The sequence below is a fragment of the Cellulomonas sp. NPDC089187 genome, assembly GCF_040685135.1.
GTDB lineage: Bacteria > Actinomycetota > Actinomycetes > Actinomycetales > Cellulomonadaceae > Cellulomonas.
Map to the genome: position 1 here is coordinate 76239 of NZ_JBFBHI010000004.1, position 23135 is coordinate 99373.

At 70.8% G+C, this 23135-nt stretch carries 23 protein-coding genes, 3 tRNA genes and 1 pseudogene; 11 read left to right on the forward strand and 16 right to left on the reverse strand.

Annotated features, from left to right (window positions below; all coding sequences use genetic code 11):
• Window positions 1-47: 47 nt before the first annotated feature.
• From AB0N78_RS11580 to AB0N78_RS11595, 4 genes are all read right to left on the reverse strand, one after another.
• Window positions 48-380, reverse strand: a complete 333-nt coding sequence (locus AB0N78_RS11580; protein WP_363390107.1) for an Lsr2 family protein — start codon at window positions 378-380, stop codon at window positions 48-50.
• Between the two features lie 342 nt (window positions 381-722).
• Window positions 723-2204, reverse strand: a complete 1482-nt coding sequence (lysS, locus tag AB0N78_RS11585) for a lysine--tRNA ligase (protein WP_363391430.1) — start codon at window positions 2202-2204, stop codon at window positions 723-725.
• Between the two features lie 138 nt (window positions 2205-2342).
• The gene (locus AB0N78_RS11590) at window positions 2343-2630 is read right to left on the reverse strand and encodes a hypothetical protein (protein ID WP_363390110.1); all 288 of its coding nucleotides are present in this window, start codon (window positions 2628-2630) and stop codon (window positions 2343-2345) included.
• Window positions 2631-2796: 166 nt separating this feature from the next.
• A complete protein-coding gene (locus tag AB0N78_RS11595) occupies window positions 2797-4488 on the reverse strand; it encodes a mechanosensitive ion channel domain-containing protein (RefSeq protein WP_363390113.1) in 1692 nt (563 codons plus the stop codon).
• Window positions 4489-4610: 122 nt separating this feature from the next.
• Here AB0N78_RS11595 and AB0N78_RS11600 point away from each other — a divergent pair, with 122 nt between their 5' ends.
• Both AB0N78_RS11600 and AB0N78_RS11605 read left to right on the forward strand, forming a co-directional pair.
• Complete coding sequence (locus AB0N78_RS11600; RefSeq protein WP_363390116.1) at window positions 4611-5606, forward strand: PfkB family carbohydrate kinase; 996 nt, start codon at window positions 4611-4613, stop codon at window positions 5604-5606.
• Window positions 5584-6348, forward strand: coding sequence for a 5'/3'-nucleotidase SurE (locus AB0N78_RS11605; RefSeq protein ID WP_363390119.1), 765 nt, complete (start codon window positions 5584-5586; stop codon window positions 6346-6348). The genes AB0N78_RS11600 and AB0N78_RS11605 overlap by 23 nt, the downstream gene beginning before the upstream one ends.
• Before the next feature lie 157 nt (window positions 6349-6505).
• Here AB0N78_RS11605 and AB0N78_RS11610 read toward each other — a convergent pair whose 3' ends face one another.
• The 6 genes from AB0N78_RS11610 to AB0N78_RS11635 are packed head-to-tail and all read right to left on the reverse strand — an operon-like array spanning window position 6506 to window position 11522.
• Complete coding sequence (locus AB0N78_RS11610; RefSeq protein WP_363390122.1) at window positions 6506-7363, reverse strand: prenyltransferase; 858 nt, start codon at window positions 7361-7363, stop codon at window positions 6506-6508.
• The gene (locus tag AB0N78_RS11615) at window positions 7360-7650 is read right to left on the reverse strand and encodes a lycopene cyclase domain-containing protein (RefSeq protein WP_363390125.1); all 291 of its coding nucleotides are present in this window, start codon (window positions 7648-7650) and stop codon (window positions 7360-7362) included. The genes AB0N78_RS11610 and AB0N78_RS11615 overlap by 4 nt, the downstream gene beginning before the upstream one ends.
• Window positions 7647-7976, reverse strand: coding sequence for a lycopene cyclase domain-containing protein (locus AB0N78_RS11620; RefSeq protein WP_363390128.1), 330 nt, complete (start codon window positions 7974-7976; stop codon window positions 7647-7649). The genes AB0N78_RS11615 and AB0N78_RS11620 overlap by 4 nt, the downstream gene beginning before the upstream one ends.
• Entirely contained in the window at window positions 7967-9547 is a 1581-nt protein-coding gene (crtI, locus tag AB0N78_RS11625; protein ID WP_363390131.1) for a phytoene desaturase family protein, read from the reverse strand. Before crtI ends, AB0N78_RS11620 begins: the two co-directional genes overlap by 10 nt.
• Window positions 9544-10422, reverse strand: coding sequence for a squalene/phytoene synthase family protein (locus AB0N78_RS11630; protein WP_363390133.1), 879 nt, complete (start codon window positions 10420-10422; stop codon window positions 9544-9546). The genes crtI and AB0N78_RS11630 overlap by 4 nt, the downstream gene beginning before the upstream one ends.
• Window positions 10419-11522: a polyprenyl synthetase family protein gene (locus AB0N78_RS11635; RefSeq protein ID WP_363390136.1), complete on the reverse strand. Its 1104-nt coding sequence runs from the start codon at window positions 11520-11522 to the stop codon at window positions 10419-10421. The genes AB0N78_RS11630 and AB0N78_RS11635 overlap by 4 nt, the downstream gene beginning before the upstream one ends.
• Before the next feature lie 177 nt (window positions 11523-11699).
• Here AB0N78_RS11635 and galE point away from each other — a divergent pair, with 177 nt between their 5' ends.
• A complete protein-coding gene (galE, locus tag AB0N78_RS11640; protein WP_363390138.1) occupies window positions 11700-12659 on the forward strand; it encodes a UDP-glucose 4-epimerase GalE in 960 nt (319 codons plus the stop codon).
• Here galE and AB0N78_RS11645 read toward each other — a convergent pair.
• Both AB0N78_RS11645 and AB0N78_RS11650 read right to left on the reverse strand, forming a co-directional pair.
• Window positions 12647-13534, reverse strand: a complete 888-nt coding sequence (locus tag AB0N78_RS11645) for an LLM class flavin-dependent oxidoreductase (protein WP_363390141.1) — start codon at window positions 13532-13534, stop codon at window positions 12647-12649. The genes galE and AB0N78_RS11645 overlap by 13 nt on opposite strands.
• 9 nt (window positions 13535-13543) lie before the next feature.
• Window positions 13544-13888 (reverse strand): metallopeptidase family protein, encoded by a 345-nt coding sequence (locus AB0N78_RS11650; RefSeq protein ID WP_363391433.1) that lies wholly within the window; start codon window positions 13886-13888, stop codon window positions 13544-13546.
• Window positions 13889-13987: 99 nt separating this feature from the next.
• Here AB0N78_RS11650 and AB0N78_RS11655 point away from each other — a divergent pair.
• The 3 genes from AB0N78_RS11655 (at window position 13988) to AB0N78_RS11665 (ending at window position 14299) form a co-directional block, all read left to right on the forward strand.
• A tRNA-Glu gene (locus AB0N78_RS11655) sits at window positions 13988-14060 on the forward strand.
• Between the two features lie 44 nt (window positions 14061-14104).
• Window positions 14105-14178: transfer RNA gene (locus AB0N78_RS11660), tRNA-Asp, on the forward strand.
• A gap of 48 nt (window positions 14179-14226) precedes the next feature.
• Window positions 14227-14299 (forward strand) — tRNA-Phe (locus tag AB0N78_RS11665).
• An 87-nt stretch (window positions 14300-14386) separates the two neighbouring features.
• Here AB0N78_RS11665 and AB0N78_RS11670 read toward each other — a convergent pair.
• A complete protein-coding gene (locus tag AB0N78_RS11670) occupies window positions 14387-14878 on the reverse strand; it encodes a MarR family winged helix-turn-helix transcriptional regulator (protein WP_363390144.1) in 492 nt (163 codons plus the stop codon).
• A gap of 88 nt (window positions 14879-14966) precedes the next feature.
• Here AB0N78_RS11670 and AB0N78_RS11675 point away from each other — a divergent pair, with 88 nt between their 5' ends.
• The 4 genes from AB0N78_RS11675 (at window position 14967) to AB0N78_RS11690 (ending at window position 20927) form a co-directional block, all read left to right on the forward strand.
• Window positions 14967-15860 carry an LLM class flavin-dependent oxidoreductase gene (locus AB0N78_RS11675; RefSeq protein ID WP_363390147.1) on the forward strand — a complete coding sequence of 298 codons (894 nt, stop codon included), beginning with the start codon at window positions 14967-14969 and terminating at the stop codon, window positions 15858-15860.
• Window positions 15857-18085, forward strand: a complete 2229-nt coding sequence (locus AB0N78_RS11680) for an LLM class flavin-dependent oxidoreductase (protein WP_363390149.1) — start codon at window positions 15857-15859, stop codon at window positions 18083-18085. The genes AB0N78_RS11675 and AB0N78_RS11680 overlap by 4 nt, the downstream gene beginning before the upstream one ends.
• A gap of 39 nt (window positions 18086-18124) precedes the next feature.
• A complete protein-coding gene (locus AB0N78_RS11685; RefSeq protein ID WP_363390152.1) occupies window positions 18125-18508 on the forward strand; it encodes an ATP-binding protein in 384 nt (127 codons plus the stop codon).
• Window positions 18509-18608: 100 nt separating this feature from the next.
• On the forward strand, window positions 18609-20927 hold the full coding sequence (locus AB0N78_RS11690; protein WP_363390155.1) for a transglycosylase domain-containing protein: 2319 nt from the start codon (window positions 18609-18611) through the stop codon (window positions 20925-20927).
• Window position 20928: 1 nt separating this feature from the next.
• Here the strand turns inward: AB0N78_RS11690 and AB0N78_RS11695 are convergent, their stop codons facing one another.
• Together AB0N78_RS11695 and AB0N78_RS11700 are read right to left on the reverse strand one after the other, a co-directional pair.
• Window positions 20929-21564, reverse strand: coding sequence for a hypothetical protein (locus AB0N78_RS11695; protein WP_363390158.1), 636 nt, complete (start codon window positions 21562-21564; stop codon window positions 20929-20931).
• Between the two features lie 71 nt (window positions 21565-21635).
• Window positions 21636-21788: a hypothetical protein gene (locus AB0N78_RS11700; protein WP_363390160.1), complete on the reverse strand. Its 153-nt coding sequence runs from the start codon at window positions 21786-21788 to the stop codon at window positions 21636-21638.
• 95 nt (window positions 21789-21883) lie between these two features.
• Between AB0N78_RS11700 and AB0N78_RS11705 the strand changes: the two are divergent.
• Window positions 21884-22171, forward strand: a pseudogene (locus tag AB0N78_RS11705) (metalloregulator ArsR/SmtB family transcription factor); the annotation flags it as partial.
• A 199-nt stretch (window positions 22172-22370) separates the two neighbouring features.
• Here AB0N78_RS11705 and AB0N78_RS11710 read toward each other — a convergent pair.
• On the reverse strand, window positions 22371-23009 hold the full coding sequence (locus AB0N78_RS11710) for a M15 family metallopeptidase (RefSeq protein ID WP_363390163.1): 639 nt from the start codon (window positions 23007-23009) through the stop codon (window positions 22371-22373).
• Between the last annotated feature and the right edge of the window lie 126 nt (window positions 23010-23135).

Sequence of the window (23135 nt, forward strand, 5' to 3'; positions counted from 1 at the left end):
GAACGGCCCGGTCCCCCACATCGGGGAGCCGGGCCGTTCGTGGTGGATCAGTGCGCGGCGGCGTACGCCTCGCGGATCTCCGCGGAGATACGACCCCGCTCGGAGACCTCGTAGCCATTCTCCTTGGCCCAGGCGCGAACGTCACCGGCGTCGGAGTTCCGACGCGGGCGCGAGGCACCGGCCGAACCGGAACGGGTGCCCCGGTTGCTGATCTTGCGCGCGTGCCCGACCCACGTGCCGAACGCGTCCCGCAGCTCCTTGGCGTGCGCCGTGGAGAGGTCGATCTCGTAGTTGACGCCGTCCAGACCAAAAGTCACGGTCTCGTCAGCGGTGCCACCGTCGATGTCATCGACGAGCAGAACCTGAACCTTCTGTGCCATCACGCCCTCCAGGGTCATTCATGTGCGGCCGCCATATCCCCTGTCCAAGCGGCATACTGTCCCGGCGATTGTGCCTGCATGCGCGAACATCGTCAAAGCGAGCGGCCGATTGTCACGAACTCGGGCGATTCCCGATCATTCCCGCGGTGATGACTGGCGGTCAGTCACAGCTGTGACTGAGCCCCGCTCCGCCGCATCCATACGCGCCAAAGCGGCCCGCTCGGAGCGGTCAGCGTTCATCAACGCACGGATCGCCACCCAAAAGATGATCCCAACACCGACAGAGGGAACGAGTGCGGCGAGAGCGGGCAGCAGATTCATGAGCTCAGACTAAGCCTGGGGTCAGATCTGCGGCTTGACCAGCGGGAACAAGATCGTCTCCCGGATGCCCGCACCGGTGAGCGCCATCAACAACCGGTCGATGCCCATCCCCATGCCACCGGTGGGCGGCAGCGCGTACTCCATCGCGGTCAAGAAGTCCTCGTCCACCCGCATGGCCTCCTCGTCACCGGCGGCAGCCAGCAGCGCCTGCGCCTCGAACCGTTGCCGCTGGATCACCGGGTCGACCAGCTCGGAGTAGGCGGTGGCCAGCTCGAACCCGCGCACGTACAGATCCCATTTCTCCACCACGCCCCGGATGCTGCGGTGGTCGCGGGTCAGCGGGCTGGTCTCCACCGGGAAGTCCCGCACGAAGGTCGGCGCGTACAGGTGGTCGCCGATCAGGTGCTCGAACAGGCTCTCGACCAGCTTGCCGTGAGTGATGTTCTTCGGGTCGAGGGAGATCTCGAACCGGTCGGCGAATGCCTGCAACTCGGCCACCGAGGTATCCGGGGTGATCTCGACGCCCAGCTTCTCCGACACCGCCGGATACATGCTGACCTGCGCCCACTCGCCGCCCAGGTCGTACTCCTCACCGCCCGGCAGGGTCACCACGGTGCTGCCAAGAGCGTCCTGCGCGGCGGTCTGCACCAGGTTCTGGGTCAACGCGGCCATCGTGTCGTAGGTCCCGTACGCCTCGTACGCCTCCAACATGGCGAACTCCGGCGAATGCGAAGAATCAGCGCCCTCGTTGCGGAAGTTCCGGTTGATCTCGAACACCCGCTCCAGACCACCGACCGCCGCCTCCTTGAGGAACAGCTCCGGTGCGATCCGCAGGTACAGGTCGATGTCGAAGGCGTTCATGTGCGTGATGAACGGGCGGGCCGCGGCACCACCGGCCTGGGTCTGCAACATCGGGGTCTCCACCTCGATGAAGTCCCGGCGGTGGAAGTTCTCCCGCAGTGAGCGCACCACATCCGCGCGCCGACGCACCATGTCCCGGGCTGCCGGGCGGACGATCAGATCCACATAGCGCTGGCGGACCCGGACCTCCTCGGACAGTTCCGGGGCCTCCTCATCACCCTTGGCATACAGGTTCGGCAACGGGCGCAGCGACTTCGCGGCCAGCTGCCACGCGTCCGCCATCACGGACAGCTCGCCCCGGCGGGAGGAGATCACCGTGCCGTGCACGAACAGGTGGTCACCGAGGTCGATGTCCGCCTTGAACGCCGCCAGCCGCTCCTCACCGACATTCGCCAAGCTGAGCATCGCCTGCAACCGGTTGCCCTCGCCGTCCTGCAAGGTGGCGAAGCACAGCTTGCCGGTGTTGCGCAGGAACACCACACGCCCGGCGACGCCCACCACGTCCTCAGTCTCCTGCCCGGCCTCCAGGTCAGGGTGGGCGGCACGGACCTGGGCAATGGTGTGGGTGCGCGGCACACTCACCGGATAAGCCTGATGCCCCTCGGCGAGCAGACGGTCACGCTTAGACCGCCGCACCAGCATCTGCTCGGGAACGTCGTGGGCAGCGGGGGTGGCGGGGGTCTCAGTCACGCGGGCGATCCTATCGACCGGCAGCACACCGGACAGACGTCAGGCCCGACATCCAGGGGGCGGACGCCGGGCCTGACGGGTCTGGGTGCCTCAGACCTGCTGCGGGGTGAGCGTGAAGCCCGGGCCGCCGGCGACGGTCGGGTCGGCATCCAACTGCAGGTCGGACAGGGCGGGCGAGGTCGCGGAGGACACGAAGACGGTGGCTCCGCCCGCGTCGATCACGTCGTCGCCGGGAGCCGCCTCCGGCACCAGGGCCAGCTCGAAGCTACCGACCTGCTGCTCGGACTCGGCGATGCGCAGACCGCCGGAGTCCGGAAGCCCGGCCCGCTCGGTGAGGTCACGGACGGCGGTGCTGGCGTTCTCGGTCAAGGTGAGCACGGGTGCTCCTCTCGTTGCCGGTTCGGGCCGTCCCGGGAGGGTCGACCTTCGGACCACTCCACCGTCCGGGGACCGGGCCGGCTGTGCAAGCTCATGTCCGCTGGACAAGACCGACGGTGTCCGCGCAGTGTCCCGCGGTCGACAGGACGGATGGCATGCGGTTCGCTCAGCGCCCGCGGGGGTCAGGGTCGATGGGGGTCGAGCGGACCGAGCGGCGCTGGGGCGGGGCCGGTGGGGTGTCCTCTCGCTGGTCAACCTGGGTGGGGTCCGGGTCGGCGGGGGTGGGGTCCGGGTCGCCGGGAACGGCGGGGAGCACGGCGGTGCCGTCGTCGGCGGCGTCCGGGGCGGCGGCGGAATGGCGGGAGTCGTCCCAGGTCGTGTCCGCGGTCAGCTCCGCGGGGAGGACCAGGCGGTCGGTGTCGGTGCTGGACGCGGCCGGGGCGGAGCCGGCGGTGCGGCCGGTCGCGTGGGGCGGCCTGCCCGGTGGGGTGGGCTCGGCGGCGTTGGCGGGCTCAGTGGGCGGGGTGGGCTCAGTGGGCGGGGTGGGCTCAGTGGGCGGGGTGGTGGCCTCGGCCTGCTGCTGCTCCTCGCCCTGGTCCGACACCTGTTCCTGCTCCGCTGAGCGGGCCGCGTGTTCCTCCCGCTCGTCGTAGACCTCCTGACCCGGACCCGTGAAGGACCGTGAGCGCTCCATCGCCTCGAGGCTGCCGGTGAACAGGCGCGCGTCCTGGGACATCCCCCTGGTCTCCGGGGCGGGCTCGATCACCGGGGCCGGGGCGGGTGCCGGGACCGGGGCCGGGGTGGTCATGGTCTCCAATCGGGTGCGGGGCAGCCCCTGCGGCGCGTTCTCCTGCAACCAGGCCACCAGCCCTTCACGCAGGTAGCAGCGCAGGTCGAAGAGCGTCGGCGCGTCGACCGCGCTGGCCAGGGCGCGCAGCCGGACCACCCCACCCACGGCGTCGGTCACCTGGAGGATGCCCACCCGGTGGTCCCACAGGTCGGTGTCGGCCAGCAGCCGGTTCAGCTCGGCGCGCATGCCATCCACCGGCACCTGCCAGTCGACATCCAACTCGACTGTGCCCAGCAGTTCCGCGGCGCGGCGGGTCCAGTTCTCGAACGGGGTCTGGGTGAAGTGGGTCGACGGCAGGATCAGTCGCCGGTCGTCCCACACATGCACCACCACGTAGGTGAGGGTGATCTCCTCGATCCGGCCCCATTCCTCCTCGACGATCACGACGTCGTCGACCCGGATCGCGTCGGTGAAGGCCAGTTGCAGTCCGGCGAAGACGTTGGCCAGCGAGCTCTGCGCGGCCAGACCGGCAACGATGGACAGCACACCAGCCGACGCCAACAGGCTGGCCCCGAAGGCGCTCACCCCGGGGAAGGTCAGCAGCACCGCCGCCACCGCGAGTACCACCAACAACGCCACGGTGATCCGACGCAGCAACTGGATCTGAGTGCGGACCCGGCGGGCATGCCGGTTGTCCCGGACATCCATCCGGTACCGGCTCAGCGCGGCATCCTCGATCACGAAGGCCAGCGACCCGATCAGCCAGGTGCCGGTGCCGATCAACGCGATCAGCAGCACATGCCCGATCGCGCCCATCCAGTCGGAGTCCCGCCAGGTCGCCGCGGGAACCGACACCCGCAGGGCGATCCAGATCGCGATCACCACCAACACCGCCCGCAGGGGATGCCGGGCGCGGCGGGCGAGGTCGCCAGCGATCACCGACTTGGCAGCGAGGGTCCGCACCAGCAGTTTGACCAGCCAGGCGGCGAGCAGGGCGAGGATGACAGCACCGGCCACCGCGAGCAGCGGGACCAGCACCTGTCCGGCATCAGAAGCGTCATCAGTCACCGCTCCATCGGAGCACGGGTGCCGAGGAGCCTCCACCGCTGCGGCGGACCTTCGCGGCATCCCCACATGCGGTGCACCGGTGTGCACGACACGATGGCCCTCCCCGATGCCCGGAGGTGCCCGTGGCCGTCAGTCGTTCCCCGCGGGTGTGTGTCGTCGCCCCCACCCCGATCCTCACCCTCACCATCGAGTCCGGTGCGCAGGACCAGGACACCGAACTGCACGTGCATCCCGGGGGTCAGGGTCTGTGGGTGGCGCGGATGGCGTACTCCCTGGGTGCGGATGTAGTGCTGTGCGGGCCGTTCGGCGGGGAGACCGGCACCGTGCTGTCCCACCTGGCGGAGAAGGAGAACCTGCGGGTGCGGGCGATCGGGACGGCGGGGTCGAATGGCGCGTATCTGCACGACCGACGGGGTGGCGAGCGCCAGGAGCTGGCCTTCATGCCGCCGTCACGGTTGGACCGGCACGAGATCGACGACCTGTACGGCACCGCGCTGGTCGAGGCGTTGGACGCGGATGTCTGCGTGATCACCGGGGCGTTCCCGGCGACGGTGCTGCCCGGGTCGTTCTTCGGTCGGCTGGTCGGTGATCTGCGGGCGGCCGGGGTGAAGACGGTGGCCGATCTGTCCGGTGACGCAGCCCGGCAGGCGGTGGCCTCCGGAGTCGACGTGCTGAAGATGTCGCACAGCGAGCTGGTGGAGGCCGAGCTGGCCGCCGATGATTCGGTGGCCGCGTTGACCGCCGGGGCGCGACGGCTGATCGAACCCCGGGGTGACGAGATGCGCGGGGTCGGCGCTGTCATGGTGTCCCGGGCTGCGGAGCCGGCGTTGTTGGTCACTGCCGCCCACGTCCGCGAGGTGGTGGCCCCGTCGGTGACCACCGTGGACCACCGGGGCGCCGGGGACTCGATGACCGCCGGGATCGCGGTGGCAGTGGGGCGCGGACTGGGGATGGCCGAGGCGGCCCGGTTGGGGGCGGCGGCGGGGGCGTTGAACGTGACCCGGCGCGGACTCGGCACGGGACACCGGGAGCAGATCGAGCGCTTCGCGGAGCAGATCAGCGTGCACGAAGTGGACGAGGACGGGAGGGACCGCCGTGCGGGTGCTGGTGACCAATGACGACGGGATCGAAGCCGAGGGGCTGGCCGTGCTGGCCCGGGTCGGGCTGGCGGTGGGCGCGGAGGTGATGGTGGCCGCCCCGGCCCGGGACTCCTCCGGCGCGGCGGCCTCTCTGCTCGGCGCCGAGCAGGACGGGCGGCTGGTGGTGGACCGCAAGGACGCGCCCGGACTGCCCACGGGGGTGCCGTCCTTCGCAGTGCGGGCAGCCCCGGCGATGATCGCTTTTGTCGCGGCGCACGGCGGGTTCGGGCCGAAGCCGGACTTTGTGCTCTCCGGGGTGAACCGGGGCGCGAACACCGGACATGCGGTGCTGCACTCCGGAACGGTGGGCGCGGCGCTGTCCGCGAACACGCACGGCATCCGCGGGTTGGCCGTGTCCCTGGCCGATGCCCGGCCCCAGCACTGGGCCACCGCTGAGCTGTACACCGAGCACGTGCTGCGCTGGTTGCTGACCCGCGAGCGCCGACCGGATCACGTGGTGAACCTCAACGTGCCGGATCTGCCGCCGGAGCGGGTGCGCGGGCTGCGCAAGGCACCGTTGGCGTCCTTCGGAGCGGTGCAGGCCCGGATCAGGGAGGTCGAGCACGGCAATCTGATGCTGACCTACCAGGAGAACTCGGCCACGCAGGAGCCGGACACTGACGCGGGGTTGCTCGCCCGCGGTTGGGCGACGCTGACCCTGCTGCACGCCCCGGCCTTCGACCCGAGCGCCGACCTCCCCGAACTCGACGCTCCGCTCTGACCCACCCGCGCACCCGAGCCCCCGCACCCGAGCCTCATCCCCGTATCCCGCCCGAGCCAGGCCCGTCGAGACTACGGAAATCGACGCCCGGACCGTCGCGCAGCGACGATTTCCGTAGTCTCGACGCCGCCGTGGGGAAGGCTGGGCTGGGGGCGGGTCAGGTGAGGGCGAGGGCGATGAGGAGCATGGTGACCAGGAAGCCGGTGACCAGGTTGAGCCAGAGGAAGGTCTTCCAGCCCGCGTTCGCTCGCTCGCAGTCGTCGTCGGTCACCCGCCAGAACCGGGCGGTGCTCGCCGCGTAGGGCAGCGGCAGCAGGGCGGCGAGCCAGCCGGGCCAGGGCAGCACGGCCAGTGTCCCGGCGGCCAGGACGTACCCCGTGGTCGCCGCGACAACGGTCCAGTGCGCACCGAGCACGGTGGCCACCGAGCCGATGCCGCCCGCTCGGTCCGCCTGGACGTCCTGCACCGCACCGAAGGCGTGCGAGCTCATCCCCCACAGCACGAAGGCCACCAGCACCGGCCAGGTGGTCCGGGCGGACAGCGGCGAGTCGACCAGCACCAGCGCGTACAGCAGCGGCCCGACGAAGTGCATCGCCGAGGTCGCCGAGTCCAGGATCGGCCGCTCCTTGAACCGCAGCACCGGCGCGGAGTACGCCACCACCAGGAAGACCACCACGATCAGGGTCAGCCCGGCGGCCAGCGACCCGAGGGCCAGCAGCGCGATCACGAACGGCAGCGTGCTGAGCGCGGCGGCCCAGAGAATCCGCGGGTGGGCGGAGCGGTCGGCGAGCGCGCCCTCGATGCCGCCCTTGCGGGGGTTGGCCAGGTCCGAGGCGTAGTCGAAGACGTCGTTCACCCCGTACATCAGCAGGTTGTACGGGATCAGAAAGAACAGGGTGCCGACGATCAGCGCCGCGTCGATCCGGCCGCCGGTGGCCATCAGGTATCCGGCGGCGAAGGGGTAGGCGGTGTTGATCCAGCTGAACGGGCGCGAGGCGGCGAACAGGTCCTTCATACGGAGCGGGCCTCCAGCACGGTCCAGATCGTCGGCATCGCCAGACAGGCGGCGATGGCGTAGGCGAAGTCCTCCAGCGGCGCGCCCCACAGGTACACACCGAGGATCTTGTCGGGGGCGTAGACGTACAGGTCCGCGGCGATCATCAGGGTGTCGAAGACCATGGTGAGCAGGCAGAGGATCGCGGTGGCGCCGACCAACGGGCCGGGCCGGAGCGGTCGGAGCACCCGCCAGCAGACGGCGGCCAGCACGACCAGCACGATCAGGTTCATCACGATGTTCGTCATCGGTCGCTCCTGTGTGCCCAGCGGTCCAGCCCTCGCCAGGCCAGCAGGGCGACGTAGCAGAGCAGGGTGAGGAACACGGCCTCCTCCACCGGCAGCTCCGGCGCGATCAGCAGTCCGGTCATGTGCGGGCTGGCTCCCCGGGCGAAGATCCCGAGCAGCAGACCGGCGACGTCCCAGAGCAGGAAGCCGACCATGCCGATCAGCAGGCACAGCGCGGCCCGTCGGGGTGCGTGCCAGAACGCGAGCTTCCAGCGGCGGTCGATGATCGCGAGCCCGGCCAGCGACAGGGTCAGCGCCCCGAGGTAGGCCAGTCCGGTCAGGTCCACGGCCAGGCACCCCGCGGGCGTGCGGCGTCCAGGAACCCGGGCCGCAGCGGGGTGGGCAGCGGAGTTGGCGAGGTCTCGCCCAGCAGCCGCTTGGCCACCAGCTCGGCGCTGATCAAGCACATCGGCAGCCCGACGCCGGGGACGGTGCCCGCGCCGGTGTAGAGCAGGTTCGGCACCTTCGGGGAGCGGTTGCCGGGCCGGAACATCGCCGACTGCGCCAGGGTGTGCTCCATCCCGAGGGCGGTGCCCTGCCAGGCGGAGTAGTCCCGGGCGAAGTCCGCGGGACCGACCAGGTGCCGGGTGACGATCCGCGAGCGCAGATCCTCGATTCCCGCCCAGTCGCCGATCTGATCCAGGAACCGGTCCGCGTAGCCGTCCAGGTCGGTGATCGACGGGTCAGCTGGGAAGGGCACCAGCACGTACAGCGTCTCGTGTCCCTCCGGCGCGGCACCGGGGTCGGTGGCGGTGGTGCGGGACACGTACAGCGAGGCAGGTTCGGGCACACGCTTGTCGTCGCCGAGGATCGCGTCGAAGTTGCCCGGCCAGTCTCGGGTGAAGAACAGCGAGTGGTGCGCCAGCTCGGGCAGTGGTCCGCGGACTCCGGCCATGATCAGCAGCGCGGAGATGCCCGGCCCCTTGTCCTGCCACCAGGATTCCGGACGGGTCCGGTGCTGCTCGGGCAGCAGGGCGGTCTCGGTGTGGAACAGGTCCGCGGCGGAGACCACCACGTCGGCAGCCAGCACCTCTCCCGAGGCCAGACGGACACCCCGGGCGGTGCCGGTGCGGCGGGGGTGTCGCAGGTCGCGGGCGGCGGGGTCGACCTCGATGCCGACCACGTCGACACCGGCCCGGATCTCGACCCCCTGCGCCCGGGCGATCCGCTCGATGGCCTCGATCAGGGTGTACATCCCACCGCGCGGGTAGAGCACGCCGTCCACTAGGTCCAGGTGGCTCATCAGCGAGTACAGCGCGGGCACCCGGTAGGGCGAGCTGCCCAGGAACACCGCGTGATAGCCGAGCATCTGCCGGATCACCGGGTGCTCGGTGACGTCCTCGATCCGCTCGGCGAGGGTCTGGGTCAGCAGCCGGGCCAGCGTGCCGGAGCGGCGCAGCACATCAGCGGAGACCGCCCGGTCCGGGCGGGCGAAGGTGGTGTAGAGGAAGTGGTCCAGCGCAGTCCGGTAGGCCTCCGACGCCTCCTCGGCATAGGCCTGCACCCGCTCCCCCGCGCCGGGTTCCAGCGATTCGAACACCGGCCACGGGTCGGCGGTGAGGTCGACCGGGGCACCATCCTCCGGGAACAGCCGGTACGCCGGGTCCAGGCGCACCAGGTCCAGGTGATCGGCAGTGCGCTCGCCGAACAGCGCGAAGAAGTGGTCGAAGACCTCGGGCATGAAGTAGAACGACGGCCCGGTGTCGAATCGGAAGCCGTCCAGGGTCAGTGTCCCGGCCCGACCGCCGACCTGGTCGGACCGTTCGAGCAGCGTCACCTCGGCACCACCGCGGGCCAGCAGTGCGGCCGTGGCCAACCCGCCGATGCCGCCGCCGATCACGATCACCCGTCCGCTCATCGGGTACCTCCCCGTACCTCGTCGGCCAGGGTCCGGCCGAGCACCAGCAGTTTGCGCGGCGTGCTAACCCGGACCCGGCGCGCTCGCACCTGCTCCGGTGGCAGAGCGGCCAGTTGGGTCAGCAGCCGGTCGTAGAACCCCAGGGTGACGGCAACCGCCGCGCGCGGGCGGGCCGGCAGCGCGGGCAGGGCTTGCCGGGCGCGGGCCACATCCGCCTCGATCTCGGCCAGGATCGCCGCGTACTGCTGATCGTCGGGCCCCTGCTCCCCCACACCGGGGAAGTAGCGGCGGCCCAGCTCGTCGGTGTCCGCGGCCAGATCCCGAAGGAAGTTCACCTTCTGGAAGGCCGCGCCCAAGGCCTGCGCACCCTCCACCGTCGCCGGGTCCGCACGCCGGATCGGGTCGCCGGGTCGGCGGTCGGCGTTGAGGAACACCGCCAGGCACATCAGCCCGACCACCTCCGCCGATCCGTAGATGTAGCGCCGGTAGGACTCCTCGTCATGCACCGTCACGGTCAGATCCGCCCGCATGGAGGCGAAGAACGGATCAATCTCGGCCGGTTCGATCCCGACCTGGCGCGCAGTCCGGGCGAAGGCGTGCACCACCAGGTTGGTCGACCAGCCGGCGTGCAGCGCGCGGGCGACCTGGGCCTCCAGCTCATCCAGCGCAGCCGCTGCGTCATCGCCGCCGCGGGTGTCGACCACCTCATCAGCGATCCGGACCAGGGCGTAGACCGCCTCGATGTGCCGGCGCTGGGCGGGCGGCAGCACCCGGGTGCCAAGCCCGAAGGAGGTGGAGTACCCGGCCAGCACGTCATGACAGGTCCGGGCAGCGGTGCGGTGGTACAGCGCCTGGGCGCGACTGCGTGCGTTCACGCGACCAGCATCCGGGTCAACCCGGTGAGGTACCCGGCCAGCTCGGCGGGCAGACCCTCCTGCACCGCCGTGCGGGCCCGGTCGATGGCGGCCGCCCGCACCTGGCGGGCCTGGTCCAGCGCGCCGCTGTCCCGGATCACCGCACGCAGCTGCGCCGCACCAGCCTCGTCCAGGTCAGCGCGGCCCAGGTACCGGTCCAGCACGGCGCGGCCAGCGGCATCCGCGCGCAGGCAGGTCAGGCGCAGCAACTCGGTGCGCTTGCCCTCCCGCAGATCGCTCAGCGTCGACTTGCCGATCACCGCCGGGTCCCCGAACACACCCAGCTCGTCGTCGAGCAGCTGGAAGGCCACCCCGAAGGCAGTGCCGTAGCGGTCCAGCACCCCCAGCGCGACGTCATCCGCACCGGCCAGTAGCCCGCCGACCACCAGTGGGGTGCAGCAGGAGTAGACCGCGGTCTTCAGCTCGGCGACCCGCAGCGCGTCCACCTCGGCCGGTCCGGACAGCGCGCCGGTGACGTCCAGCAGTTCCCCGGCAACGGTGGTGTCCACTGACTCGGTCATGGTGCGCAGCACCCGCAGGGCGACCTCTGGCGACACCGGAGCGGCGGCGACCATCCCGAAGGCAGATGCCAGGGCCACATCCCCACCGAGCACCCCGACCGCGAGCACTTGGTCGTCGGCGGCCCTGCCGGTGATGCCGGCACGGGTGAGCCGGTGCCGGGCGGTGCCGGTGACATTGGGCCGCCCGCGTCGGGTCTCGTCGTGGTCGAGCAGGTCGTCGTGCACCAGCATCGCGGTGTGCAACAGCTCCTGGGCGGCAGCCACCGGTGCGACGGTCGACGGTTCCTGCCCACCGAGTCCGAGGTAGGCGGCCAGCGTCAGCCGGGGACGCATCAGACGTCCCCCGATCTGATCGCCGAGCGAGCGCCACAGCGACGCATGCGCCGGGGCCAGGTCCCGGGCCCGCGCGCGACGAGTAGCAACCTGGTCGGTCAGCTGCGCACGCACCAGGTCCAGCCCGCGTTCGACTCGCTGATCCAGGACGTCACTGCGGGGTCCCGTCGTACGCCGGGTGACCGGTGGTGTCTCGGTGCGGTGCATCGGGGCCCTCCTGGCGCGCGGCGGATCCTCAGCCTACTGAGTATCCGATGTCCCGCCAGTTCAGACGGGTCGCAGCACTGTGCCTCAGCCCAGCCGATTCCACGACCGGAACCGCATACCAACAAAACCGCTCAGGTTCGGACGCAAAACACCATACGACTGAGCTACGGTGAGGTCATGACGTGGATGGTGACGGGTGGCGCGGGGTACATCGGTTCGCATGTGGTGCGAGCGTTCCAGCAGGTGGGGATCGAGGTCGTCGTCCTGGACGACCTGTCCTCCGGGCACGCCGAGTTCGTCCCGGACGGCGTCCCGCTGATCCGCGGATCGATCCTGGACACGACCCTGGTAGCCGACACCCTGCGCTCCCACAGCGTCACCGGCGTGGTGCATCTGGCCGGGTTCAAATACGCCGGCGTCTCCGTCCAGCGCCCGCTGCACACCTATGAGCAGAACGTCACCGGCACCGCGCACCTGCTGTCCGCGATGGCCGAGGCACAGGTGCGTCGGATCGTGTTCTCCTCCTCCGCGGCGGTCTACGGCACCCCGGATGTCGACCTGGTCACCGAGGACACCCCCACCGCACCGGAGTCGCCCTATGGCGAGTCCAAGCTGATCGGCGAGTGGCTGCTGCGCGACCAGGCCCGGGCCAACGAGCTGCACCACACCTCGCTGCGCTACTTCAACGTGGTCGGCTCCGGCACACCGGAACTCGCCGACACCAGCCCGCACAACCTGTTCCCGCTGGTACTCGATGCCCTGGCCGAGGGCCGCACCCCCCGGATCAACGGCGACGACTACGCCACCCCGGATGGCACCTGTGTGCGCGACTACGTGCACGTGGCCGACCTGGCGACCTCGCATGTCGCGGCTGCCCGCGCGCTCACCGAGGGGCGCCCGCTGCAACCGGTGTACAACCTGGGCTCCGGCGATGGAGTCTCGGTGCGGGAGATCATGACCGCGATGGCCGAGGGCACCGGGATCGACTTCGAGCCGGAGATCGCCGCGCGGCGACCGGGTGATCCTGCGCGGATCGTGGCCTCGGGTGAGGCGGCGGCGCGCGATCTGGACTGGCAGATGCGGCACACCCTGACCGAGATGGTCACCAGCGCCTGGCAGGCCCGTCAGGCACGCTGACCACCCAGCCGGGACAGCGCCTCGGCCATGACGTCCTCCGAGCCCGCGTAGATCCCGGACTCCCGAGGCCAGTGCACCACCACGTCACTGAACCCCAGCTCCGCCGCGCGCTGCACACCCTCAACCAGCAGCTCCGCCGACTCCAGCGAGTAGCGCGGCGCTCCGTCCAGGTTGAGGTACATCGGCGGCACCGGCCCGATCGGCTCGGCGACCTCCCGCATCCGCTCGACCAACGCGGCCAGCCCGGCCCACCACGCCTCCTGGTCACCCTCACCGGGCGCGAAGGTCGGGCCGTAGGTCGCCCAGCCCTGGCCGTAGCGCGCGGCCACCGCCATCGCCCGGGGACCATTGGCCGCGACGATGAAGGGGGTGCGCGGAGTGGCCAGGGTGCCGGGCAGCATCCGGGCCTGGTGCGCGGTGTAGAACTCGCCCTGGTGATCGGTCACCGACTGGGTGAGCAGCCGGTCCAGCAGCGGCACGAACTCCTCGAACCGACGGGTGCGCTCCCCGCGGGTGGGCGCCGGGCCGAGCACCGAGGCGTCGAAGCCCTCACCCCCGGCCCCGAGCCCGAGCAGGAACCGCCCGCCGGAGATGTCGTCCAGCCCCATCACGTCCTTGGCGAAGGGCACCGGGTGGCGGAAGTTCGGCGAGGCCACCCAGGTGCCCAGTCCGATCCGCTCGGTGACCGCCGCAGCGGCGGCCAACAACGGCACGGTGGCGAACCACGGCTCGTCGGCCAGCGACCGCCAGGCCAGGTGGTCATAGGTCCAGGCGTGATCGAAGCCGTACTCCTCGGCCCGGAGCCACTGGGCCCGCGACTGCGACCAGCGCTGCTGCGGGAGGATGACGACGCCGAGTCGGGTGCGGGTGCTCATGGGCCGAGGCTACGACCAGCCGAGCTCGTGCAGCCGCTCATCGCTGATCCCGAAGTGGTGGGCGATCTCGTGCACGACAGTGATCGCCACCTCCTCCACCACGTCCTCGCGGGTATCGCAGATGGCCAGGGTGGGGTTGCGGAAGATGGTGATCCGGTCCGGCAACGACCCGGCGGCCCACCAACCGTCGCGCTCGGTCAGCGGGGTGCCCTCGTACAGCCCGAGCAGCTCCGGTTCATCCGCCGGGGCCTCGTCCTCGACCAGCACGACGACGTTGTCAATCTGCGCCGCCAACTCCTCCGGCACCAGGTCGAGACCGTCCCCGACGGCCTGCTCGAACTCCTCCCGCGACATCTCCACCACGGGTCCATCATGGCCGATTTTGGACTTCGGGCCCGGAGCACGTAAGCTTCATATCGGTCTGAAGACGCCTCGACGTCAGGGGCGGATCCCGCCCCCATCGTCTAGCGGCCTAGGACCCCGCCCTTTCACGGCGGTAGCACGGGTTCGAATCCCGTTGGGGGTACGGCAGTGCATGTGGAAAGATGAAGCAAGAAGGTCTCACCACGAGGCCCCGTAGCGCAGTTGGTTAGCGCGCCGCCCTGTCACGGCGGAGGTCGCGGGTTCAAGTCCCGTCGGGGTCGCTCGGCACTCGCCGGTCGTTTCTAGGAGCGGCCGGCGTCGTCGTTCAAGGCTCTGTAGCTCAGTTGGTAGAGCGTTCGACTGAAAATCGAAAGGTCACCGGATCGACGCCGGTCGGAGCCACCGCAAGAAGCCCCGTACCACCCGTGGTGCGGGGCTTTTGCATGCAGCACTGCCCGCGGGTCAGGCCTGGTGTCACCTCCCCCAGGATCAGGACAGTCCGGCCACTGCGTCCTGCACCACTCGGCACGGGTCACGGTCGACGCCCATGTCCCGGGCACCCTGGGCCGCGCGCCGCAACAGACCGCACAGTGCTGCGCGCTCCTGCGGGTCGAGCCCCGCGAGCGCATGGTCCTCGGCCTGACCGACCACCGCTTCGCACTCGGCCAGCCGCTGGGTGCCGGTCGGGGTGAGCACCACCTGGCGCTGCCGTCGGTCCTGCGGGTTGGGCCGCCGCTCCACCAGTCCGTCCGCGACCAGGTCGTCAATCAGATAGGTCATCACGGTGCGGTCGATGCCGAGGTGTGCGGCCAGCGCGAGCTGACTGGGGTGGGCTCCCCCGTCGACGGCGTGCAACACCTGGAAGCCACGGAAGCCGTGCGGGAGGCTGTCCAGTGCGGAGCCGAGCGCGACCTGATAGCCGCGCAGCAGCACACCGAGGGACCAGCCCAGGTCCGTGCGATCCGAGGTCGGCGCATCCATCCCGGAATCGTAGGCAGCAACCGCCAGTTGAGCCAATCATCTGTCCTGCATATCATCGGCAGCACAACAGACTTGGAGATCCTCCGCGATGACCGATTACGGACACGACCTGCTGTTCGGCACGTTCCTCACCCCCACGGCGGCCGCCCCGGAGCGGGTGGTGGCGCTGGCGCAGCAGACCGAGCAGGCCGGACTCGACCTGGTCAGCTTTCAGGATCACCCGTACCAGCCCGGATTCCTGGACACCTGGACGCTGCTCAGCTGGGTCGGAGCGGTGACCTCCACGGTGCGGCTGGCACCCAATGTGGCGAATCTGCCGCTGCGACCCCCGGCGGTGCTGGCCCGGGCGGCGGCCAGCCTGGACCGGCTCACCGGCGGACGAGTCGAGCTCGGTCTGGGCTCCGGGGCGTTCTGGGACGCGATCGTCGCGATGGGCGGGCCGCGCCGCACCCCCGGCCAGGGCGTGGACGCGCTGGCCGAGGCGATCACCGTGATCCGCTCGCTGTGGGACACCGAGCAGACCGGACGGCTCGACCTACCCGGGGAGCACTACCCGATCTCCGGCGCCAAACGCGGACCGGCACCGGCGCACCCGATCGGCATCTGGCTCGGCGCGTACAAGCCACGGATGCTCCGGCTCACCGGCACCGTCGGCGACGGGTGGCTGCCCTCCCTCGGCTACCTGAAGAGCCTGGACGATCTCACCGCGGGCAACCAGCGGATCGACGACGCCGCGCAGGCCGCCGGGCGACCGGTGACCGCCGTGCGTCGCCTGCTCAACATCACCGGGCAACTCAGCACCCGGGCCAGTGACCGGCTGTTGGACGGACCACCGGAGCAGTGGGTGGAGCAGCTTGCGGTGCTGGCGATGGAGTACGGGATCAGCGGATTCGTGCTGGCCGCCGACGACCCGGCGCTGATCGCGGCCTACGGGCAGGACATCGCCCCGGCGGTGCGCGAGCTGGTGGCGGCCGAGCGATGAGTGGGGATCTGGGGCTGCCGGTGCAGATCGGGGTGCTGCTGGACCCGGATGCGGCCACCGACCCGGGGACGCGGGCGGCTGCGGCGGAACGGGACGGGGCCGATCTGCTGGCGATCGGTGGCCCTGCGTCGGATGGCCTGGGGGCGGGCGGCCTGGGAGTGGGCCGTCAGGGCGGAAGCGTTCCGGGAGCTGGCGGCCTGGCAGCGGGTGACCGAGGTACGCCCCACGTGGCGCTGGACGACCCATGGACGGTGGCGGCCTGGGTGGCGGCGCGGACCTCGACAGTGCGGCTGCTAGTCATGGTGGACGCGCAGGCGAGTCCCGCCACGGTGCTCGCGCGGGCGGCGGCGGGTTTAGACCGGCTGGCCGGGGGACGGGTCGATCTGGCGCTGACCGGGGCCGACCCGGAGGCGCTGCGGGACTCGATGACCGTCATCCGGGGGATGTGGGCGGCAGCCGACCCGACACCGTTGCACGTGACCGGGACACACCAGCGGGCGGCGGGTGCGCAACGCGGCCCGGCACCCTCGCACACGCCGGTGTTGGGGGTGGCGTCATCGACCGAGGGTGCCGTCGAGGTGGCGGGGCGGGCGGCTGATCTGTGGTGGGTGCCCGAGGGTGCGGCGGATAACCCGCAGGCGCGCCTCGCTCAGGTCGCGCGGGCGGCCGGGCGGGAACCCGCGGAGGTCCGGGTCGTGCGGGTGGTCGACCCGCTGACCCCGGCGCAGGAGCTGGCCGACCTGGTGCTGACCGGGCAGGCCAGCACCTTGCTGGCACCGGAGCATCCCGGGTGGGCGCAGACCGCGGCGCAGGTGCGGGAGCTGGTCGCGGCGGGCCGGGCCCAGGCCGGAACGGTGGTGCGGCAGCCGCGCAGCTCCGCGGTGCGGGCGGCACGTCGGTCCGGGATCGACTACGACGGTCTGCCCGCCGCGCTGGCCGCCGATGCGGTGGAACCCGGCGACGCCGCGTATGCGACCGTGCGCTCGGGGTACATGCGTGGCGGCAGTCCGGGGCTGGTGCTGCGCCCGTCGGACACCGCTGGTGTGGTCGCCGCGCTGGGCTGGGCGCGCACCCAGGACGTGCCGCTGGCGGTGCGCTCCGGTGGGCACGGGATCAGCGGGCGGTCCACCAATGACGGCGGCATCGTGATCGACCTCGGCCGACTGAACCGAATCGAGGTGCTGGACGAAACGGCCCGACTGGTGCGGATCGAACCCGGTGCGCGCTGGGGCGAGGTCGCACAGGCGCTCACACCGTATGGCTGGGCGTTGACCTCCGGGGACTCCGGGGGCGTGGGGGTCGGCGGGCTGGCGACCGCCGGTGGGATCGGGTTCCTCGGTCGGGAACACGGGCTGACCCTGGACCATCTGCGCGCGGTGGAGATCGTGCTGGCTGACGGGACCGTGCAGCGCGCCTCGGCCACGCAGGAGCCCGAGCTGTTCTGGGGTGTGCGGGGCGCGGGGGCGAATCTGGGCATCGTGACCGCCTTCGAGTTCGAGGTGGACCCGGTGGGCGAGGTCGGCTTCGCGCAGCTGGTGTTCGACGCCAGTGACCTGGAGTCGTTCCTGGTCGAGTACGGCGCCCTGGTGGAGGCGGCACCGCGCGACCTGACTCCGTTCCTGATGATGGGCCGACCGCAGGGTGGTCGGATCTACGCCCAGATGATGGCGATGGTCGACAGCGCGGACCCGGAGGTGGTGATCGACCGACTGCAACCCTTTGCCCGGCTCGCGCCGCTGGTGCAGCAGATGGTCCAGATCCTGCCGTACAGCGCCGTGGTGGTCGCCCCGGACGAGCAGCACCAGGGCGAGGGGGAACCGGTCAGCCGCTCCGGGATGATCCGACACCTGACCCCGGAGTTCGCCCGGGACGCGGCGGCGCTGGTCCGCAGCGGGCACACCTTCTTCTTCCAAATCCGGGCAACCGGTGGGGCGGTGGCCGATGTGCCTGCCGACGCCACCGCCTACGCGCACCGGGACGCGAACTTCTCCGTCGTCGCCTTCGGTGCCAGCCGTCACCGGTTGGACGGGATCTGGGACGCGATGGCCGGGCACTTCAGTGGGATCTACTCAAGCTTCGAGACCGATCGACGTCCGGAGCGGCTGGCCGACGTGTTCCCCGGCGCGACTCTGGATCGGTTGCAGGCGCTCAAACGGCGCTATGACCCGCAGGACGTGTTCCGGCACAACTTCTCGGTGGCGGACTCCGCTGCGGTCGAGGGCTGAGCTGGCTAGCCTGACCCGGCGCAGAGCAGGGGGATGTCGATGGAGAACTCCGCACGGTGGACCGTGCCCGCCCGGCGGGAGTCGGTGCCGGTCGCTCGCCGCTGGGTGGTGCGCGCACTAGCCGGACGCGAACTGCCCGCCGACCTAATCGCCACGGTGGAGCTGCTGGTCAGCGAACTGGTCACCAATGCGGTGCGGCACGCACAGACCGAGGCGGTCAGCATCGCGGTCGAGGTCGATCCGGACGGGGTGCGGGTCGAGGTGCAGGATGACGATCCGTTGCCGCCCAGCCTGATCGCCGCCGGGCCGGGCGACCCGGGTGGCCGCGGCCTGGGCATGCTCGGGCAGGCGGGTGCCCGGTGGGGAGTCAGCGATCACGGACCGGCGGGCAAGAGCGTATGGTTCGTGCTCGCGCGGGAGTGAGACAGACCGGTATCCCATCGTGACCCACGTTCCCGAGGCAGCCACTGCGGTCCTCCCCTAGCGTGGGTTCATGGTCAGGCCGCGACCGTCCCAGCGACGCATGTCCGTGCTCACCGCCGTGTCGCTCGTCGTGGCCCTGGTCGCCACCTCGGCGGTCGGCGGGGTCCTCGCCGCGGGGTTGGTCGCACCGGCCGTCGCGATGGCGGACAACACCACCGACATGGCCGTGCAGGCATTCGAGGATCTGCCCACGGAACTGGTCCGGCAGCCCCTGTCGGAGAAGTCAGTGATGCTCGCCTCGGACGGCAGCACCGAACTCGCCGAGTTCTGGGCGGAGAACCGGATCGTGGTGCCGCTGGCGGCGGTCAGCGAGCCGATGCAGAACGCCGTGATCGCCACCGAGGACAAGCGGTTCTACCAGCACGGCGGGATCGACCCGACCGGCATGCTGCGCGCGGCGGTCCGCAATGTCACTAACCCGGGCCGCACCGAGGGCGCGTCCACCCTGACCCAGCAGTACATCAAGAACGTGCTGATCGAGGCCGCGGTGCGCGAGGACGACCTGGCGGCGGTGGAGGCTGCCCGGGAGGCCGACGGCGCGGAGGGGTACCTGCGCAAACTGCGCGAGGCAAAGCTGGCCATCGCGCTGGAGAAGGAGATGACTAAGGACGAGATCCTGGAGTCGTACCTCAACATCGCGCAGTTCGGGATCAACACCTACGGTGTGGAGGCCGCCGCGCAGCGGTTCTTCAGCACCAGCGCCGCGGAGCTGAACTACCTGCAAGCAGCCACCATCGCCGGGATCACCCAGAGCCCCACCGCCTACGACCCGGTGCGCAACCCCATCGAATCCCAGGAACGCCGAGACCGGGTGCTGCACCTGATGGCGGACCAGGAGTACATCACCGCCGAGGAGCTCGCCGCCGGGCTCGCCACCCCACTACCGGACACGCTGGTGGTCAGCGAGCCGCGGATCGGCTGCATGGCCGCGGAGCAGACCGTGCGCGGCGCGGGGTTCTTCTGCGACTACGTCACCAAGGTGATCCGCAACGACCCGGCCTTCGGTGAGACACCCGACGAGCGGGTCGAGCGGCTGTACCGCGGCGGACTGACCATCACCACCACCCTGGACGTGCGCGAACAGACCATCGCCGACGAGGAGGTCAAGAACGGCATCCCAGTCGATGACCCCTCCGGCGTCGCCTCCACCCTGGTCACCGTGGAGCCGGGCACCGGCCGGATCACCTCGATGGCGCAGAACCGGGTCTACAACAACACCGAGGACCACGGTGAACGCGAGACCGCGGTGAACTACAACACCGACTTCGCCTACGGCGGCGGCAGCGGATTCCCGCCGGGGTCGACCTTCAAACCGTTCACGCTGACCCAGTGGCTCAAGGAGGGGCGCAACCTCGGCCAGGTGGTCAACGGCACCCGGTTCTCCTACCGGTTCAGCGAATTCACCGCCCCCTGCACCGGCCTGAACGGCTCCACCGAGTACCGGTTCTCCAACGCCGAGGGGCCGCGCTCCGGCGGGATGATGACGGTGCAGCAGGCCACCTCCGGATCGGTGAACTCCGGGTACATGGCAATGGCTTCGCAGCTGAACCTGTGCGGGATCATCGACACCGCGACCTCGCTCGGCATCCACCGAGCGGGCGGGTCCTCCGGTGAGGGGCCGTTCCAAGTGCTGCCCGCCAATGTGCTCGGCTCGGACTCGGTAGCACCGCTGAGCATGTCCGCCGCCTTCGCCGCCTTCGCCGCGGGTGGGATGTTCTGCTCGCCGGTGGCAATCCTGGCGGTCTCCGACGCCTCGGGTGCAGCCCTCCCAGTGCCCGACGCGGGCTGCCATCAGGCCCTCGACAAGCCCATCGCCGACGCGGTGGCCTACGCGCTGAGCGGGGTGTGGAACGGCACCGCCAGCACCAGCCCGCCGCCGTTCACCGCCGCGGGCAAGACCGGCACCACCTCACGCAATGAGCACACCTGGTTCGTCGGGTTCACGCCGCTGCGGTCGACCGCGGTCTGGGTGGGGCACGCCGAGGGCATGGTGCCGATGCAGCGGATCACGATCAACGGGCAGTACTTCCGGAACGTGTTCGGGTCCTCGGTGGCGGTGCCGACCTGGAAGCGGTTCATGCAGCGCACCCTGGAGAACGTGCCGGTGCCCGCGTTCGGCGCGCCCAACCCGGACCAGGTGGTGGGTCAGCAGGTCGGGGTGCCGCGGGTGATCGGCCAGGACCAGACCGCGGCGATCGCGGCGTTGCAGGGGGCGGGCTTCCCGGCGCGGGTGGTCGGGGCGAATCCCGACCCGGCACCGGCGGGCACGGTGATCCAGCAGTCACCCTCTGGCACTGCACCGCCCGGGACGACCGTCAGCCTGGTGCTGTCCGCCGGTGGAGCCGCACCGACCGGCTGAGTCAGGACTGTACGAGGCGGCTGAGCACCCGGTCGATATCCGCGAGCGTGCCGGACGCGCGCACCCGGGAGCGCTTGTGCGCCAGAGTCGCCGAGAGCGCGGCTGCCCGTTCCTGCCCCGGTGGCGGACAGGTGACGAGGACGTAGTCGAAGAGCGCCAGATCCCGCAGTGATCGGGCCAAGACGGCCTGCCAGCCCTGCCATCCCTCGTCCGCACCCGCCTGGGCGAGCACGGTGGCCGCGCGGACCGCGACGGAGTCCTCGCCGTCCAGGTGTCGGAGCGCCAGCGGCCGCACCCACCGGTCCCACTCGTCCAGATCCCCCGGAGCAGTGCGGTCGCTCCACGTCGCGTGGCTGAGCAGCCGATCCCGGGCGAAGCCGATGGCGGCCAGCAGATCGGTGCACGTCCGGGGGTCCTCGGTGTCACCGAGCACGTGGGCCACATGATCACGCACGGGCCCGCCCATGAATGACTCGCGCAGCGGGTCGAGCCCGCCCGGCAGTTCGCGTCTGACCATGCGCTGGAGCAGATTCGCTGCGGCCCGGCGGTCGTCGATCGATCCACCGAGACCGGCGACGACCGCGTCCACCTCGGACTCGACCTGTCGGCGGCGACGTTCGATCCTCGATGTCGACACGGGGCACCCTTCACGCGGCATGGCGGACTGCTGCGGCCAGGTCAGGTTAGCCGCGGCCCCTGTCGGCGTGCTCAGGCGGTGCGGCTCAGCGCCGGGGCCTCGTCCTCCAGCAGCACCAGCTCCTCGCCGGCGTCGGTCAGCAGCAGCATGGCGCGGGTGCCGCAGATACAGACCAGCTCGACACCGTCGCCGTCATCGAAGTAGGTGCAGACATGTGCGCTCATGACTCCGACGGTAGGCCCGGGGTCTGACACTCCTCCGCCCATCGCCCCCGCGTGTCCGATTTCCGTTTCGGGTTGTTCAACCGCGCGGTTGCTCAATGCTCGCGGTGGGTGATGGGATCGACTGTGTGGACGCCCTCACTGCCGTGCTCGCCGCCCTGGCCGATCCCACCCGACGCGACCTGATCGCCCGCCTGGCGAACGGCGACGCGACTGCAGGAGAACTCGCCGCGCCCTACGCGATCACCCCCCAGGCAGTGTCCAAGCATCTGCGCGTCCTCGAGCAGGCTGGATTGGTCAGCCGTCGCCGTGACGCCCAGCGCCGCCCCGCACACCTGGAGGTCGAGCAACTCGACCTGCTGACCATGTGGATCGAACGCCAGCGCCGCAATGCAGCATTCCGCCCCACCGACGACCCCCTCACCCCGCCCACGAGCACCGAGGAGTCAGTTTCTGAGCCGCATAGCGCCCGAATCGCCTCAGGAACTGACTCTTCGGCGGAGCGCGCGACGGGTGGTGGTGAGCGAGTCTTTCAGGCGTGGGATCTGGAGGCGCGGCGGGTGGTCGATCACGGTCGGGAGTGACTCAGCCGGTGTACGCCCAGTGCCACGGTTCGCGCGGGGTGTCCTCGGTGAACCCGTACCGGGCGGCATTCGCCCGCATCCATGACTGCGCGGTGGCGTCGAGCTTGAGGTCAGCGGCCATCCCCCAGCCGTGGTCGCTGGTGCCCGGGACCGCGGCCAGGCCGCCCTCGGAGTACAGGCCCTTGCGGGCGGCGACGTCGACCTGCGCCGCATAGGAGCGGTAGGAGTCGGTGATGCCGATGCTGACCCCCTGGGTGCGGGCGTCCGCGATCAGCCGGGTCAGCGCCGTCGCGGCGGGTGCCCAGAGGCGGTGTCCGGTGTCGCCGACCTGCTGCAGAGCGTCCGCAGGGATCTTCCCGTTGCCGTAGCCGACGAGGGCGGCGGGCACCCCGTCGACGGTGCGAGTGGCGTCGGCGTTCGGTCCTGCCGCCGGGCCCGCAGCACCGAACGTGGTGCCGACCCGCGTGCCATCAACGGTTCCGGCTGCCTGCACAGCAACGCCCTGGACCGCCAGAGCCTGCGCCGCCAGGGTCTGCGCGAAGGCAACCCCGCTGCTGCTGGTCACCCGCGTGCCGAGTGCCGCGATGTCCGCCTGGATGGCGGCGATCCGGCTGGTGATACCGGCGATGCCGTCGGTCATGAAAGGACTGCCCTCCTGTGCTCCGCCCTTCCCATCGGCGGGGAACGGGTCGGACTGAGGCAGGACAAGCCACTGCCCCGTTCCCGGGTGCGGACGGAAGCGGGGCAGCGGCGGTCCAGGTGGGGC

Excerpts from the sequence above, each read along its gene's own strand:
- AB0N78_RS11700 (WP_363390160.1), bottom strand. The coding sequence starts at position 21,788 with ATGAGCGCACATGTCTGCACCTACTTCGATGACGGCGACGGTGTCGAG.
- AB0N78_RS11670 (WP_363390144.1), bottom strand. The coding sequence starts at position 14,878 with ATGGATGCGCCGACCTCGGATCGCACGGACCTGGGCTGGTCCCTCGGT.
- lysS (WP_363391430.1), bottom strand. The coding sequence starts at position 2,204 with ATGCTGGTGCGGCGGTCTAAGCGTGACCGTCTGCTCGCCGAGGGGCAT.
- AB0N78_RS11680 (WP_363390149.1), top strand. The coding sequence starts at position 15,857 with ATGAGTGGGGATCTGGGGCTGCCGGTGCAGATCGGGGTGCTGCTGGAC.
- AB0N78_RS11690 (WP_363390155.1), top strand. The coding sequence starts at position 18,609 with ATGTCCGTGCTCACCGCCGTGTCGCTCGTCGTGGCCCTGGTCGCCACC.
- AB0N78_RS11685 (WP_363390152.1), top strand. The coding sequence starts at position 18,125 with ATGGAGAACTCCGCACGGTGGACCGTGCCCGCCCGGCGGGAGTCGGTG.
- galE (WP_363390138.1), top strand. The coding sequence starts at position 11,700 with ATGACGTGGATGGTGACGGGTGGCGCGGGGTACATCGGTTCGCATGTG.
- AB0N78_RS11635 (WP_363390136.1), bottom strand. The coding sequence starts at position 11,522 with ATGCACCGCACCGAGACACCACCGGTCACCCGGCGTACGACGGGACCC.
- AB0N78_RS11650 (WP_363391433.1), bottom strand. The coding sequence starts at position 13,888 with ATGTCGCGGGAGGAGTTCGAGCAGGCCGTCGGGGACGGTCTCGACCTG.
- AB0N78_RS11710 (WP_363390163.1), bottom strand. The coding sequence starts at position 23,009 with ATGACCGACGGCATCGCCGGTATCACCAGCCGGATCGCCGCCATCCAG.
- AB0N78_RS11580 (WP_363390107.1), bottom strand. The coding sequence starts at position 380 with ATGGCACAGAAGGTTCAGGTTCTGCTCGTCGATGACATCGACGGTGGC.
- AB0N78_RS11675 (WP_363390147.1), top strand. The coding sequence starts at position 14,967 with ATGACCGATTACGGACACGACCTGCTGTTCGGCACGTTCCTCACCCCC.
- AB0N78_RS11615 (WP_363390125.1), bottom strand. The coding sequence starts at position 7,650 with ATGACGAACATCGTGATGAACCTGATCGTGCTGGTCGTGCTGGCCGCC.
- AB0N78_RS11645 (WP_363390141.1), bottom strand. The coding sequence starts at position 13,534 with ATGAGCACCCGCACCCGACTCGGCGTCGTCATCCTCCCGCAGCAGCGC.
- crtI (WP_363390131.1), bottom strand. The coding sequence starts at position 9,547 with ATGAGCGGACGGGTGATCGTGATCGGCGGCGGCATCGGCGGGTTGGCC.
- AB0N78_RS11610 (WP_363390122.1), bottom strand. The coding sequence starts at position 7,363 with ATGAAGGACCTGTTCGCCGCCTCGCGCCCGTTCAGCTGGATCAACACC.